Annotated in this window: 13 protein-coding genes; 4 read left to right on the forward strand and 9 right to left on the reverse strand. The window is 58.8% G+C overall.

Annotated elements, in window-relative coordinates; all coding sequences use genetic code 11:
* Positions 1-69: 69 nt before the first annotated feature.
* Both CLU84_RS17735 and CLU84_RS17740 read right to left on the reverse strand, forming a co-directional pair.
* On the reverse strand, positions 70-840 hold the full coding sequence (locus CLU84_RS17735; protein WP_099738883.1) for a class II aldolase/adducin family protein: 771 nt from the start codon (positions 838-840) through the stop codon (positions 70-72).
* Positions 822-1,703 carry a TauD/TfdA family dioxygenase gene (locus tag CLU84_RS17740; RefSeq protein ID WP_099738885.1) on the reverse strand — a complete coding sequence of 294 codons (882 nt, stop codon included), beginning with the start codon at positions 1,701-1,703 and terminating at the stop codon, positions 822-824. The genes CLU84_RS17735 and CLU84_RS17740 overlap by 19 nt, the downstream gene beginning before the upstream one ends.
* A gap of 243 nt (positions 1,704-1,946) precedes the next feature.
* Here CLU84_RS17740 and CLU84_RS17745 point away from each other — a divergent pair, with 243 nt between their 5' ends.
* Positions 1,947-2,621: a TetR/AcrR family transcriptional regulator gene (locus CLU84_RS17745; RefSeq protein WP_099738887.1), complete on the forward strand. Its 675-nt coding sequence runs from the start codon at positions 1,947-1,949 to the stop codon at positions 2,619-2,621.
* A 17-nt stretch (positions 2,622-2,638) separates the two neighbouring features.
* Here CLU84_RS17745 and CLU84_RS17750 read toward each other — a convergent pair whose 3' ends face one another.
* Genes CLU84_RS17750 through CLU84_RS17775 form a run of 6 tightly spaced genes read right to left on the reverse strand, consistent with a single transcriptional unit; the run spans position 2,639 to position 9,153 of the window.
* Positions 2,639-4,360, reverse strand: a complete 1,722-nt coding sequence (locus CLU84_RS17750; RefSeq protein ID WP_099738888.1) for a biotin carboxylase N-terminal domain-containing protein — start codon at positions 4,358-4,360, stop codon at positions 2,639-2,641.
* A gap of 9 nt (positions 4,361-4,369) precedes the next feature.
* A complete protein-coding gene (locus CLU84_RS17755) occupies positions 4,370-6,013 on the reverse strand; it encodes an urea amidolyase family protein (protein ID WP_099739124.1) in 1,644 nt (547 codons plus the stop codon).
* A gap of 5 nt (positions 6,014-6,018) precedes the next feature.
* Positions 6,019-6,786: a LamB/YcsF family protein gene (locus CLU84_RS17760; protein ID WP_099739125.1), complete on the reverse strand. Its 768-nt coding sequence runs from the start codon at positions 6,784-6,786 to the stop codon at positions 6,019-6,021.
* Positions 6,787-6,805: 19 nt separating this feature from the next.
* On the reverse strand, positions 6,806-7,471 hold the full coding sequence (pcp, locus tag CLU84_RS17765; RefSeq protein ID WP_099738890.1) for a pyroglutamyl-peptidase I: 666 nt from the start codon (positions 7,469-7,471) through the stop codon (positions 6,806-6,808).
* Between the two features lie 12 nt (positions 7,472-7,483).
* Positions 7,484-8,437 carry a DUF979 domain-containing protein gene (locus CLU84_RS17770; RefSeq protein ID WP_099738892.1) on the reverse strand — a complete coding sequence of 318 codons (954 nt, stop codon included), beginning with the start codon at positions 8,435-8,437 and terminating at the stop codon, positions 7,484-7,486.
* A complete protein-coding gene (locus tag CLU84_RS17775; protein ID WP_099738893.1) occupies positions 8,434-9,153 on the reverse strand; it encodes a DUF969 domain-containing protein in 720 nt (239 codons plus the stop codon). The genes CLU84_RS17770 and CLU84_RS17775 overlap by 4 nt, the downstream gene beginning before the upstream one ends.
* A gap of 297 nt (positions 9,154-9,450) precedes the next feature.
* Here CLU84_RS17775 and CLU84_RS17780 point away from each other — a divergent pair, with 297 nt between their 5' ends.
* Positions 9,451-10,128 (forward strand): GntR family transcriptional regulator, encoded by a 678-nt coding sequence (locus CLU84_RS17780; RefSeq protein WP_099738895.1) that lies wholly within the window; start codon positions 9,451-9,453, stop codon positions 10,126-10,128.
* 75 nt (positions 10,129-10,203) lie between these two features.
* Here CLU84_RS17780 and glmS read toward each other — a convergent pair whose 3' ends face one another.
* The gene (gene glmS / locus CLU84_RS17785; RefSeq protein WP_099738897.1) at positions 10,204-12,120 is read right to left on the reverse strand and encodes a glutamine--fructose-6-phosphate transaminase (isomerizing); all 1,917 of its coding nucleotides are present in this window, start codon (positions 12,118-12,120) and stop codon (positions 10,204-10,206) included.
* A gap of 136 nt (positions 12,121-12,256) precedes the next feature.
* On the opposite strand from glmS, the gene CLU84_RS17790 reads away from it, so the two are divergent.
* On the forward strand, positions 12,257-12,757 hold the full coding sequence (locus tag CLU84_RS17790; protein WP_099738899.1) for an Lrp/AsnC family transcriptional regulator: 501 nt from the start codon (positions 12,257-12,259) through the stop codon (positions 12,755-12,757).
* Positions 12,758-12,885: 128 nt separating this feature from the next.
* On the forward strand, positions 12,886-14,022 hold the full coding sequence (locus CLU84_RS17795) for a diguanylate cyclase (RefSeq protein ID WP_099738901.1): 1,137 nt from the start codon (positions 12,886-12,888) through the stop codon (positions 14,020-14,022).
* Positions 14,023-14,030: the final 8 nt, after the last annotated feature.

Raw genomic sequence — 14,030 nt, forward strand, 5'->3', positions numbered from 1 at the left:
CAGCTCTCAGAAAAGCAAAAGAGTTCTTCACTTCCCGCCAGCGATGCAGCAGGAAGTGAAGCATGGGACTTACTCAAGCACAGTCGGATCGCGGCGGATTTCCTCCCTGCACATGGCTTCCCACAGGAAGGGGAAGCCATGCAGGTCCGTGCGTCCGCCCGTGGCCTGAACCACCTCTTGCGACAGTGGATTGCCGCCGCCCAGCGCTTGCACACGCCATGCCAGTCGGCAGCGCCATTCCAGCGTGATGGCACGCAGATGTGCCTGACGGACACTGCCGCCTACAACCACCGCACCATGGTTGGCCAGCAGCGCCCATTTGTTCTGCCCCAGTGCATTGGCGACGGCATTGCCCAGTTCGCGCTGCTCTACCGTGCCGCGATACTCGTCATAGACCACAGGATCGGTATCAACCAGCGCCGAGGTCTGGTCATACACGGGCGGCACCTTGCCAGTGGCCGACCAGACCGAACTCCACTCAGGATGGTTGTGGATGACCACGCGCACATCGTGGCGCTTGTCATGCACATCCACATGCAACTGAATGGCAGGAGTGATGTTCCACTCGCCCTCGATCACATGACCTTTTGCATCCAGCCGCAAGATATCGGAGGCAGTCAGCTCGCTCCAAGTCAGCTCCCAGGGGTTGGCCAGATATGTTCCATCATCCAGCCGCAGCGTGATGTGCCCCGCGATATGGTCGTTATAGCCCTCACGCGACAGCACGCGGCATAGCAGCGCCACCTGCTGGCGCTCCGTCAGCTCGGGCAGCAAAGGCTTGCGACCTGGGCGCGGTGCATACCGGGAAAGCAGCTCCTGATTCAGACCGTCGTGGCGCATGCTGCCCCCTTTTTCTCTTGCTTGTTGGTGGTAGCGGGCTGGTGTGCGAACACCGATGCACGGTGCATGCGGCGCTGGTGTGGTGCGTAATCCAGAATGGCGTTATGCACCACACTGCGGTTGTCCCAGATCACCATGTCACCCACGCTCCAGCGGTGCTTGAAGAGAAACTCCACCTGCATGCAATGCCCATGCAGGTAAGCAAGAATGGCCCGGCTTTCGGCCTGCGACAGTCCCTCGATATGCGTGACATAGGTTGGACTGATATAGAGCGCCTTGCGCCCGGTGAGCGGATGAACGCGCACCATGGGGTGCAGATGCCTGCGGTTCTGAGACACCACCTCCACATAGCGCTCATGCGTGACAACGCCATGCTGCAGCGCTGCTGTCATGGGCGCATTCATGTCATGCCATGCCTGCAGACCTTCAAGGTACTGCTTCATGCGCGGCGACAGGGCATCGTAGGCACTGGTCATGCTGATCCAGCAGGTGTCGCCACCAGTAGGCGGCAAGATCTGCGCATGGGTCATGGTGACGATGGGCGGACTGGGCAGAAAACTCTCGTCGTGGTGCCACATATCAGCACGGTCACCGAGCTTGGAGTCAATCACCGTAATCTGCTCGTATCTCGCACCCAGATTCGGGTAGAAGGTATGCACCTCGGCCTGGCCAAAATGCCTGGCAATTGCCAAATGCTGCTCGGGCGTCATATCCGGCACATGCAGCACCAGAGCTTCATGCTTAATCAGCGCTGTCTCCAGCTCGGTCAGCGTCTTTGCAGACAAGGCTCCGGCAAGATCCAGTTGCAGAGCCTCGGCGCCAATGCGCGGGCCCAGCGGTTTGACGGTCAACGGAATGGACAACTCTCTCTCCTTCAATGGTGGCGGCCAGTCCTGCTGATGCGCTTCTTGTCTCCTCCACAGCACAGCGCAGAACTCTTTACAGTGATGAATGCCGCTAGGATTGGCCCAGCGACAGGCTCAGTCTAGAGAGCCCAAACCTCTTTTTCCACTCGCATTGCCGTGCACGGACTACAGCCGCAAACCGTTGCTGCCAAAGCAAAAAATACAAACACAGCAGATCACCAGAGACAGGACTCGCATTTCATGGAATCGCGCACAACGCAACTCCCCAAGGACCAATTGCCCCAGCCACGCAAGCTGCCTGTGCAGGCCCGCTCCAAAGCGCTGGTGGATGCCATTGCCGAATCCTGCCTGCGCATCCTGGACAAGGAGGGCGAAGACGCCTTGACGGTGAACCGGATTGCCGAGGTATCGGGAGCCACCGTAGGCTCCATCTACCAGTACTTTCCGAACAAGGAATCGATGATTGCAGCGGTCTATGAGCGCATGCTCGATCAAGAGTCGGTACAGCTCTACCAGATGCGCGAGCAGCTGCATGGTCTGCCACTGCATGCCGTACTGCGCCAGATCTTTGCCAACATGATTCGCGTGGAGCTTCGACTACATGGCCTCAGCCCCGGCTTTCATGCGCGCTATCGATCGGCACTGCATCTGGGTCTATGGCATGCGCCGCAGGCCAGCACGCAGGAGTTCATCAACACGACCTGGCTACCGCTGCTGCAGATATATGCCGACGAAGTGCAGACGGACCAGCCAGAACTGGCCGCCTACCTGCTGGGCAAGGGCCTGCGCGAAATCATTCACAACGCAGTGCAGGACATGACCGAGCAGGCGCGATCTCACGCTTTTCTGGATGCACTGGTGACCATGGCCCTGAGCTGCACCCAAACAAAACGCGGCCCTCAGGCCGCGTTGTGAACTAAGTGCATCAAGCCTCAGCGGATATGCGCAATCACCGCACCCAGCATTTGCGCCGTACCCGCCTGCACTGCCATGGTGATACGACCCGAGCGGTGTGCAGACACCTGCATTTCCATCTTCATGGCTTCCATCACAGCGATAATGTCGCCTTCTTTGACGTCATCGCCATCCGCCACCTTCCAGACATGGAGGTTGCCGGCAATCGGCGAGGCCACGGCATCAGGGTCCACGCTTTGCTGTGCGGCTTGTGAAGCGACTGCCGTGGGCGCGGACAGGCCTTGCAGCAGCATGGCGGGCAGGCCCAGCGATACACGGCGGCCATCAATTTCGATGGCGGTGCGCAGCAGGCTGGTGTCTGCCACAGGCTCAGCGCGAGCAGCGGCAGCCAGCGGCTCGGCAAACTCCGTTTCAATCCAGCGGGTGTGGACATGGAAGCCATCTGCGCCCACAAAGTCAGGCTGATTGAGCACGGCCTTGTGGAACGGCAACACCGAGGCCACGCCTTCAATCTGGAACTCGGCCAGCGCGCGGCGGGCGCGGGCCAGCGCCTGTTCACGCGTAGCACCTGTCACGATGAGCTTGGCCATCATGGAGTCGAAAGTGCCCGGAATGATGGAGCCGGTTGCAACGCCCGAATCCAGACGCACACCGGGGCCGGATGGTGGCGCAAAGCGCGTGATCAGGCCAGGCGTGGGCAGGAAGCCACGACCCACATCTTCGGCATTGATACGGAACTCGATGGAGTGCGCGCGCGGTGCAGGCGTTTCTGTGAAAGACAACGGCAGGCCATCGGCCACGCGCAATTGCTCCTGAACCAGATCGATGCCCGTGGTCTCCTCGGTCACCGTGTGCTCCACCTGCAGGCGGGTGTTGACCTCAAGGAAGGAAATCGATCCATTGCCACTGAGCAGAAACTCCACCGTGCCAGCGCTGATATAGCCAGCCTCCGCGCAGATCGCCTTCGCCGCGCTGTGAATGCGCGCGCGCTGTGCTTCGCTGATAAAGGGCGCAGGCGCTTCCTCCACCAGCTTCTGGTTGCGGCGCTGCAGCGAGCAGTCGCGTGTGCCCAGCACCACCACGTTGCCATGCGCGTCGGCAATCACCTGAGCCTCGATATGGCGGGGCTTGTCGAGGAACTGCTCGACAAAACATTCGCCACGGCCAAAGGCGGTCACGGCTTCGCGCACGGCGGACTCATACAGCTCTGCCACCTCGTCCATGCGCCAGGCGATCTTCATGCCACGACCACCGCCGCCAAACGCGGCCTTGATGATGATGGGCAGACCGTGCTGCTGGGCAAAGGCCAGCACTTCATCGGCACTGGTGACCGGATCAGACGTGCCCGCCACCAGCGGCGCGCCGACCTTGAGCGCAATCTTGCGAGCTTCCACCTTGTCGCCCAGCTTGGCGATGGTCTCGGGCTTGGGGCCAATCCAGATCAGACCGGCATCCAGCACGGCACACGCAAAGGCTTCGCTTTCCGACAGAAAGCCGTAGCCGGGGTGCACGGCATCTGCGCCCGAGCGTTTGGCAATCGCAATCAGCTTTTCGATATTGAGATAAGTTTCCGCAGGCTTGTCGCCATCCAGCCCATAGGCCTCATCAGCGCGGCGCACATGCAGGGCGTCGATATCGGCGTTGGCATAGACGGCGACGGATTTCACGCCATAGTCGGCGCAGGCGCGAGCGATACGGACGCCAATCTCACCACGGTTGGCAATCAATACTTTTTTCATACAACTTCCTCAACCCGCCACGGCAGGGGACAAATCTGCAAATGCACGAACAGGGTTAAAACGAATCCAGGCGCCCACGGGGATTTGCCCTGCAAGATCCAGATGATGAGCGGCCACGCAGCCAATGACGGGATAGCCCCCAGTCAAAGGGTGGTCGGCCAGAAACAGCACGGGCTGGCCGCTGGCGGGCACCTGAATGGCTCCCAGCGGTGTGCCTTCACTGGGCAGCTCAGTGGTGATAGCGCGGCTCAGAGCCTGCTCGCCTGCCAGTCGCAAACCCACGCGGTTGGACTGGGGCGTGACCTGCCAGCGCTGGCTGGCCAGCAGGGCCACGGCCTCTGGCGTGAACCAGTCGGTGCGCGGACCAAGCTCTACATCGAGCACCACTTCAGCATCGGCAGCGGGCAGTTCTTGTACGGGCAAAGCAGCATCGGCCACAACGGCGTGGACTGCTGGCTGCACGCCCAACCACTGGCCGCGCTGCAGCGCGGGGGGGCCGACATGGGCCAGCGTATCGGTAGCGGCGCTACCCAGCACGGGCTGCACCTGATAGCCGCCGCGCACCGCCACGTAGCAGCGCGCACCGGCCGTGGGCTGGCCAATAGTTACGGTGTCGCCATCCGCCAGTGCCAGCGCGGAGTAGCTGGATGCAACCCAGCTCTGACCCGCTGCATTGGTGATGGTGATGGGAGCCTGAGCGCCGGTAATGGCCAACACCTGCTCACCACGGCTTTGCAGGGAGAGACCACCGCCCACGGTCTCCAATGCAGGCCAATTGCTGGCATTGCCTACCAGGCGATTGGCGGTCTTGAGCGCTGCCTGATCCATGGCACCCGAGGCCGATACGCCCTGCCCGGCCTGACCGTGTCGACCCAGGTCCTGAAACAGGGTCAGCAGACCTGTAGCGCGGACTTGCAGGGCTGGAGCACCCTCTGCAGGTGCTTGCATATTGCTAGCTGCCTGCGCCTGATGAATGACGCCTTTAGATACCTTTACGCCTGCATCGCTTGAGTGCTCAACGCCAGAAGCTTCTTTTTCAATAGCAGTCATGTCCACAAAGTGCACGCGGTAGCCGGGCTGCAGCAAGGCTGGCAGGTCACGCGATAAGTCCCACATGGCTTCATCGGTCACACCGATGATTTGCCAGCCGCCGGGGCTGGCCTGTGGATAAACGGCGCTGAAGGCACCCGCCAATGCCACAGCGCCCGCAGGCACCTTGGTGCGTGGCGTGGCACGGCGCGGTACGTTGAAGATGGGATCTCCGCCGCTCAGATAGGCAAAGCCCGGCGCAAAGCCGGTAAAGGCCACCGACCATTCGCTACCGGTGTGGCGGTTCACGACTTCTTCAGGGCTGATGCCCAAAATCTGCGCCACCTCGGCGAGATCTTCACCGTCGTAACGGACGGGAATCTGCACCAGTACGTCGGAGCGCTGCACTTCGCCATTCAGATTGCAAGCCGCAATGCGATTGACGAGCTGCGCGGTGCTGATGATGTGGGGAGCGAACTGTACAAGAATGGTGCGCGCGGCTGGCACCAGCTCCTGCACGCCTTCAATAGACTGTGCCTGCAGCGCCCCCAGCAGTACCAGCGTCTGCTGCAGGTCGGCCAGCTCCACCAGAATGCTCTGGCGATTGACAGGAAGAAAACGCATGGCGCTCATTGCGCAGCTCCCACGAAGGAGGCAATCTTCACGCCTTCTTGCTCAAATCGCTGGCGAATATTGCGGGCAATCGCCACGGCACCGGGGCTGTCGCCATGCACGCAGATGGAGTCAGCCTCTACGCGCACCATGCTGCCATCTACGGCTTCAATCACGCCTTCGCGCACCAGCGTCAGCATTCGCTGGGAAATCAGTTGTTCATCGTGCAACACAGCACCGGGTTCGCGACGAGACACCAGTGCGCCCTTCGGCGTGTAGCCACGGTCGGCAAAGGCTTCGGCCACTACGGTCAAACCGGCATCCCGCGCCCAGCCAATCAGCGGTGCGCCTGCCAGCGCCATCAGCACCAAACTGGGATCAATCGCCTTCATGGCCGTGATCACATCCATGGCCTGGCGCTTGTCCTGGGCAATGGTGTTGTAGAGCGCGCCATGCGGCTTGACGTATTTCACGGTCGTTCCCGCAGCCTGCGCCAGACCTTGCAATGCGCCAATCTGGTAGATCACATCAGCCACCAGATCACTGCTGGCCACATCCATGTTGCGGCGACCAAAACCCGCCAGATCGCGGTAGGCCACATGTGCGCCGACCACCACATTGCGCGCCTTGGCGGCCTTGAGTGTGGACAGAATGCCTGCCGCATCGCCAGCATGAAAGCCGCAGGCCACGTTGGCGCTGCTGACGATGTCGAGCATGGCGGCATCGTCACCCATGGTCCATGCGCCAAAGCTCTCGCCCAGGTCGCTGTTCAAATCCATTTTCATCATGCGTCTCCCGGCCAGCTCAATGCAGCTGGCCTGCGTGTTCCTGCAAATCCTCTTGCACCGTCATGGCCGTGTGAATGGCGCTGCGTATGCCTTGCACCTGTGTCTCCAGCGCCATGCTGGCCATGCCGGGATGCTTTGCTGCCTGCTGCGGCAGCGCGGGGATGTGAATAAAGCCGCCACGCACGCCAGGCCCGGCTCGGCGCGCAAGGCGGTGCATGAGTGCGTAAAAAACATGGTTGCAGACAAAGGTGCCTGCGGTGTTGGACACCGAAGCAGGTATGCCTGCATCACGCAAATTTCTCACCATGGCCTTGATAGGCAGGGTTGAGAAATAGGCAGCCGGTGCCTCGCGCACCACGGGCTGATCTACCGGCTGATTGCCCGCGTTGTCCGCAATGCGTGCGTCATCCATATTGATAGCCACACGCTCTGGAGTGATCTCCGTGCGCCCGCCCGCCAAGCCCAGGCTGATGATGAGCGTGGGCTGCAGCTGCGCCAGAGCCTCGTCAAGCACTGGCATGGCCGCGCCAAACACGCAGGGCAGTTGCAGGGCGTGCACCACGCCACCGGCAATCAGCTCCCCATCCAGCGCCCGCGCAACTTCCCACGAGGGGTTGACGCTATCTTTATCGAAGGGCTCAAAGCCGGTGAGCAAAATTCGCTTGGCAGTGGCAGCAGTCATGACAGCACTCTCTTAACGGAACATCAGGAAGTTGAGCAGGAACACATTAACGATCAGCAGCGCAACAGCCGTTGGCACCTGCGCACGGATCACCGCATTCTTGTCAATTTCCAGCAGCGCGGCGGGTACCAGGTTGAAATTGGCCGCCATCGGGGTCAGCAAGGTGCCGCAATAGCCGGACAACATGCCCACCGCAGCCATCACAGCCGGATCACCGTGGTACACACCCACCAGCACCGGCACACCCACGCCACCGGTCATCACGGGGAAGGCGGCAAAACCATTGCCCATGATGACGGTGAACAGCGCCATACCGATCACATACACAGCCACGGCCACAAAGCGCACATCCATGTTGATGTAGGTGGTGGTCACATAGGCCACAGCCTTGCCCACACCGGCATCGGAAAACACCAGACCCAGCATGCCCAGCATCTGCGGCAGCACCAGCGCCCAGCCCAGAGCGTCAATCAGGCGGTGCGACTCACGCAGACCCTGCATCGGAGTTTCGCGCGTCATCTTGCAGGCCAGAGCCAGCGCAATGACACAACCAATACCCAGGCTGACCAGGGTGCTGTTTTTGGGATCAATCAGGGGAACACCACCGAACACCAGATGCTTGGCCGACAAGGTACCGACCATGGTGATGAGGGGAATGGCCAAAGCAGGCACAAACAGCTTGTTGCCCAGACGCTTGGCACTTTCCATGTACTGAGCATCCGTGCGTGGCTGATGCTTGCCGCCCAGCACACCGCCAAAACCGGCGATCAAGGCCATAACGACAGCAATGACGCCCACCCACTCGGTTGGCAGCAAGTCACCGACCAGAAACACCAGCGCATACAGCGCCCAGAACAGGCCTGCCGAAAAGCGACGCGGGTTGCTGGCATCGCGCAGCGTCATGATGGCCGTGACCGCCAGCACCACGCCGACAAGGTAGTACAGGTATTGAATGGTGATGGTCATGCCTGTTCTCCCTGAGCGGCTTTCTGTTCTGCAGCAATTTCACGTGCCAGTTGCTTGTCCAGACGATGCAGACGGAAAGCATGAATGGCAAAGGCGCAGGCTGCCGTGGGAATTCCCCACAGCGCGACATGAATCGGCTCGACTTCGATACCTGCTTCTTTGAGGAAGGTCGTCATCAGCACAATGGCACCAAACGCCACGAAGATATCTTCGCCAAAAAACAGACCCACGTTGTCTGTGGCAGCCGACATGGCGCGCAGCTTTTCACGCACCTTGGTTGACAGCTTGCCGTAGCGGCTTTCGGTCGCACCTTCGGCCATGGGCGCCAGCAGCGGGCGCACCATCTGGGGGTGACCACCTAGGCTGGTCAGGCCAATGGCCGCAGTCAGCTGGCGCGCTGCCAGATAGACGATTAGCAAGCGGCCAGCAGTCGCCGACTTGATAGAGCTGATCCAGTTCTGTGCATGCTGACGCAGACCATGGCGCTCCAGCAGGCCAATCACGGCCAGCGGCAGCAAGATGATGAGCGGCAGATTGCGCGTCTTGATAAAGCCGGCACCAATCGCAGCCAGCACCTTATCGAGCGGAAAGCCCGCCGCAAAGGCCGTACCGATTGCGGTCACGATGACCACCAGCATGGGGTTAAAGCGCAGCGCAAAGCCCGCAATGATGATGAGCACGCCTATCAGCGGCCACAGGTTTACGTCAACAGGCATGGGAGCCTCCGGGAGTCATGCCCATATCCGCTGCGCGGTGGGCTATGAGTGCTACGCCAAAGGCGGGAACACACTCGCCCCGCCCAGCTCTTTTGAAGATGGCTGGGCACCCCTGTCTAGCGCTGCTCAACCCTTCAAATTGTTGAACAATCAATAAAGATTGATTCCACAAATATCATTTTCTGCAGAACAAACAACCATGCGTAATAGAGTAAACCCTAGCTTCAGACTCTCCTGAAGATTTTTTGGCTCAACAAAACGGTGGCTACACTCTGACGTCAACACGAAGGAATCGCCATGAAAGCCCCAGCAGAGGTCCAGAACCTGACCGAGCGCATCGCCGAAGAAATACGCAGTCAGCTGGTCAATGGTGCGCTCACTCCCGGTCAACGCCTGTCGGAAGCGGCGCTCAGCGAATCGCTGGAAATCTCGCGCAACACCTTGCGCGAGGTGTTCCGTATGCTGACCAAAGAAGGTCTGCTGGTGCATGAGCCCAACAAGGGCGTATCGGTGGCCGTGCCCAGCATGGCATCCATCATCGACATCTACCGGGTACGCCGCATGATTGAGTGCCAGGCGCTGGCCCAGGCCTACCCCATGCACCCTGCCCTGTCGCTGATGCGCGAAGCGGTAGAGACCGCGAAATTGCTGCGTGACGAAGAAAACTGGTCAGAAGTAGGCACCGCCAATATGGCGTTTCACAAAGCCATCGTGGCGCTGGCTGACAGCGAACGCTTGAACGAAATGTTCTCCCACTTGCTGGCCGAGCTACGCCTGGCCTTTGGTCTGCTGCGCGACCCGCATTTTCTGCATGCCCCCTATGTGGACATGAACCAGAAAATTTTGCAGCTCTTTGAAAACGGCAAACCCAAGGAAGCAGCAGAAGAGCTGAGCGCTTACTTGGTGCACTCAGAGCGAATTATTCTGGCCGCCTATGCGCGGCGACTTGCCGAGGCGGGCATCAAGGCCGCTTGATTCCAGCAAGCGTTGCAAACCTTTGCGCCATGAAAAAGCGCTCCATTTCTGGAGCGCTTTTTCTGAGTGAATCGCTTACTCCACTGTCACACTTTTAGCCAAGTTTCGGGGCTTGTCCACATCGGTGCCACGAGCCAGAGCGGTGTGATACGCCAGCAACTGCAGCGGCACCACGTGCAGAATGGGGCTGAGCGCGCCGTAGTTTTCAGGCATGCGAATCACATGCATGCCTTCAGCACTTTCAATATTGCTCTTGGCATCGGCCAGCACGTACAGCACACCACCGCGCGCGCGCACTTCCTGCATATTGCTCTTGAGCTTTTCCAGTAGCTCGTCGTTAGGTGCCACGATAGCCACGGGCATATTGCTGTCCACCAGTGCCAGTGGGCCGTGCTTGAGCTCACCCGCAGGGTAAGCCTCGGCATGGATATAGCTGATTTCCTTGAGCTTGAGCGCGCCTTCCAGCGCGATGGGGTAGTGGATGCCACGGCCCAGGAAGAGCGCATTTTCTTTCTTTGCAAAGTCTTCAGCCCAGCTGATGATCTGCGGCTCCAGAGCCAGCACCGATTGCAGTGCAACAGGCAGGTGGCGCATGGCAGATAGGTACTGCTGCTCTTTCTCTTCAGTCAGTCGGCCCTTGGACTGTGCCAGTGCCAGCGTCAGCAGGAACAGACCTGCCAGCTGTGTCGTAAAGGCCTTGGTCGATGCCACGCCAATTTCCACGCCTGCGCGGGTGATATAGGCCAGCTCGCATTCACGCACCATGGCACTGGTGGCCACGTTGCAGATGGTCAGCGTGTGCTTCATGCCCAGGCCTTGAGCATGGCGCAAGGCTGCCAAAGTGTCGGCAGTCTCACCCGACTGGCTGATGGTGACGATCAGCGTCCTGGGGTCGGACACGCTGGTGCGATAGCGGTATTCACTGGCCACTTCCACGCTGCAGGGGATGCCGGCAATGGCTTCAATCCAGTACTTGGCGGTGCAGCCGCTGTAGTAGCTGGTGCCGCAAGCCAGAATCAGCACGCGGTCGATTTCCTTGAATACACGCCATGCGGCTGCGCCGGTCTTGCCTTCAGGCGTGACCCCATCAAACAGCTCAGGGGCAATGTTTTCCACACCTTCAAGCGTGTCGCCAAAGGCGCGGGGCTGCTCGAAGATTTCTTTTTGCATGTAATGGCGGTAAGGGCCCAGCTCGGCAGCGCCGCTGTGCGCGTGTACGGTCTTTACAGGGCGCTGTTTCTCAGTCAGGCGCTCACCGCTCTTGCTCACAACCCAGTAACGGCCGGGCTGCAGGTCAACCAGGTCGCCCTCTTCCAGATAGATGATCTGGTCAGTCACACCAGCCAGTGCCATGGCATCGCTGGCCAGGAAGTGCTCAGAACCTTCCTTGCCCACACCCAAAATCAGTGGTGAGCCTGCACGGGCACCTACCACGCGGTGAGGCTCGTCCTTGTGCATAACGCCAATGGCGAATGCGCCATGCAGACGGGTCGTTGCAGCCTGCACCGCTTCAAACAGATCGCCGCTGTAAAGGCTGTCCACCAGATGGGCAATGACTTCAGTATCGGTCTGGCTTGCAAATACATAGCCCTTGCCTTGCAGTTCGCTACGCAGAGCTTCGTAGTTTTCGATGATGCCGTTGTGCACGAGTGCCACGCGGGCTGGCGCATCGGCATCCGCCACAGCCGAAATGCCTGGGCCATGGCTGAAGTGTGGGTGGGCGTTGCGAACAGCAGGTTCACCATGGGTAGCCCAGCGAGTGTGGGCAATACCTGTCAGGCCACCCACATGCTCGGTCTTGACCTGTTCCATCAGCTCTGCCACGCGGGCCGTAGAGCGGGCGCGCTTCAGGCCAAGACTCAGACCATTGGCATCGAGTGCCTGCACGGCAACGCCGCAGGAGTCATAGCCACGGTACTCCAGTCGCTGCAGACCCTGGACCAGAACAGGAACGATATCGCGGTCAGAAACCGCAGCAACAATGCCACACATAGATGTACACCTCAGGTTGAATTGCTGGGCATAGTACCCGCTGAAATATTCAATATATCTTCAAATAATTGCATATATTGAATTAATATTTCACCATACTTAATGATTGATTTTTTATTCAATAAAATTACTTTTAATGAACAAAAATTCCATCAACCTAGATGCTGCTGATCTTCAACTGCTGAGGCAGCTTCAGCGAGATGCCAGTCTCAGCAATCATGCTCTGGCCCAATTGCTGCATCTGTCCGCCCCCACCTGCCTGCGCCGCGTCAAGCGCCTGCAAGAGCTCGGACTGATAGAGAAACAGGTAGCCATTCTGAACAGCGAGCAACTGGCCAAGCTGACTGGTCATGGCCTGCAGGTCATTGTGGAAGTCTCACTGGACCGGCAAGACAGCACGGCCTTGTTGCAATTCGAGCACAAAGCCATTGCCGAGCCCTGGGTGCAGCAATGCTGGCGTGTATCTCCTGGCCCCGACTTCATTCTGATCATCGCAGCGACCGACATGCCTGCCTACCTGGCCCTCAGCCAGAAGCTTTTTACCCAAGATGCGAATGTGCGCAATGTCAAAGCATTCTTCAGCATAAAGCGTGCAAAGTTCAGCACTGAATTACCAATTCCTGAAAAGCATCACTAACCAGTCATCAACATGTATTTATGCTCTTGATGTGTGGCAAATATGCTGCGCTATCGCGTTAAGTTTTGATACAAATTTTTTTTAATTCGACTATTCTCACCACTTTGACTTAACGCAAGTTTCGCCAGATGCCTCTGCATCGAGAGATTCACCGTCGTACCTACCCTTTGCGCGCCTCTTATTTGACATTGGCGGGCATTGTGGTTGCCGCAAGTTTGGCGTATCACCCGTCCAATATTGCATGGTGGGCATTCACTGCGGTAAGTGCACTGATCTGGCCTCATATTGCCTTTTTGCATTCGCGACACCACCAAGACCCGTTTCATGCGGAGTATATAAATTGCCTGGTCGATGCCCTAATCATCGGCAGTTGGGTAGCACTCATGCACTGGAGCCTGCTGCCCAGCTTCTGCATCCTGGCCATCGGTGTGGCTGACCGCTTCTACACCGGGCTCAAGCGCCGCTGGCCTTCTACATTGATTGCCTTACTCATAGGCATGCTGATGATGTCTGCGCTGATCCACCCTGCTCCCCAGTGGGATGCACCTCTAGTCGTTCAGCTAAGTCTGTTGCCATTAATCATCCTTCACAGCGCCTATGCCAGCTGGTCCACTCTCAGCATGCTCAAGACATTGGCCAAGCAAAATCTTCAGCTCAGATTACTGGGCCGCATTGACCCCCTGACCACGGTTTACAGTCGTGATTACTGGTGGAAAAAGGCCCGCACTGCACTGCAGCAATATCGAACCTCTCAAGAACAAACCAGCCTGCTCGTCATTGACATTGATCGCTTCAAAACCGTCAACGACGACTACGGCCATATTGTGGGCGACGAGGTTTTAAAGCAGATTGGCCTGAGCATTCGCAATTGCCTGCGTAGCCACGATATTGCTGGCCGCTACGGCGGCGATGAATTCACCGTCCTGTGCAAGCACGCCAATGCAAAAGAGGCATATTCCATCGCCCTGCGTATTTGCGACAAGCTAGCTCAAATACGCATTCGCGAATATCCAGACTTACGTGTCAGTGCGAGTATTGGTGTCGCTGCTGCAGATGTCAGCATTGGCTCGGTCACCGAATGGGTCAAGGCCGCCGATAGTGCGCTCTACAGCGCCAAAAATGCGGGCCGCGATCAAGTCTTTGACGTGTCAGCCAGCGTGCCCCTGAATTCTCACAGCCCGGCAACCATACCGATGCCGTTTGAAGCCACTCTGAAGCCTGCTGACACCCAGTCCCAAAAGCAGCAGGAGCGAAGCAGCGCCTGATACGGGCA

Source organism: Comamonas sp. 26 (genome assembly GCF_002754475.1).
In the GTDB taxonomy this organism is placed as follows: Bacteria; Pseudomonadota; Gammaproteobacteria; order Burkholderiales; family Burkholderiaceae_C; genus Comamonas.

What these genes read in the sequence shown, in the direction of transcription:
- CLU84_RS17735 (WP_099738883.1), bottom strand. Translation starts at nt 840, where the DNA reads ATGCGCCACGACGGTCTGAATCAGGAGCTGCTTTCCCGGTATGCACCG.
- CLU84_RS17745 (WP_099738887.1), top strand. Translation starts at nt 1,947, where the DNA reads ATGGAATCGCGCACAACGCAACTCCCCAAGGACCAATTGCCCCAGCCA.
- CLU84_RS17750 (WP_099738888.1), bottom strand. Translation starts at nt 4,360, where the DNA reads ATGAAAAAAGTATTGATTGCCAACCGTGGTGAGATTGGCGTCCGTATC.
- CLU84_RS17755 (WP_099739124.1), bottom strand. Translation starts at nt 6,013, where the DNA reads ATGCGTTTTCTTCCTGTCAATCGCCAGAGCATTCTGGTGGAGCTGGCC.
- CLU84_RS17760 (WP_099739125.1), bottom strand. Translation starts at nt 6,786, where the DNA reads ATGAAAATGGATTTGAACAGCGACCTGGGCGAGAGCTTTGGCGCATGG.
- pcp (WP_099738890.1), bottom strand. Translation starts at nt 7,471, where the DNA reads ATGACTGCTGCCACTGCCAAGCGAATTTTGCTCACCGGCTTTGAGCCC.
- CLU84_RS17770 (WP_099738892.1), bottom strand. Translation starts at nt 8,437, where the DNA reads ATGACCATCACCATTCAATACCTGTACTACCTTGTCGGCGTGGTGCTG.
- CLU84_RS17775 (WP_099738893.1), bottom strand. Translation starts at nt 9,153, where the DNA reads ATGCCTGTTGACGTAAACCTGTGGCCGCTGATAGGCGTGCTCATCATC.
- CLU84_RS17780 (WP_099738895.1), top strand. Translation starts at nt 9,451, where the DNA reads ATGAAAGCCCCAGCAGAGGTCCAGAACCTGACCGAGCGCATCGCCGAA.
- glmS (WP_099738897.1), bottom strand. Translation starts at nt 12,120, where the DNA reads ATGTGTGGCATTGTTGCTGCGGTTTCTGACCGCGATATCGTTCCTGTT.
- CLU84_RS17790 (WP_099738899.1), top strand. Translation starts at nt 12,257, where the DNA reads ATGAACAAAAATTCCATCAACCTAGATGCTGCTGATCTTCAACTGCTG.
- CLU84_RS17795 (WP_099738901.1), top strand. Translation starts at nt 12,886, where the DNA reads ATGCCTCTGCATCGAGAGATTCACCGTCGTACCTACCCTTTGCGCGCC.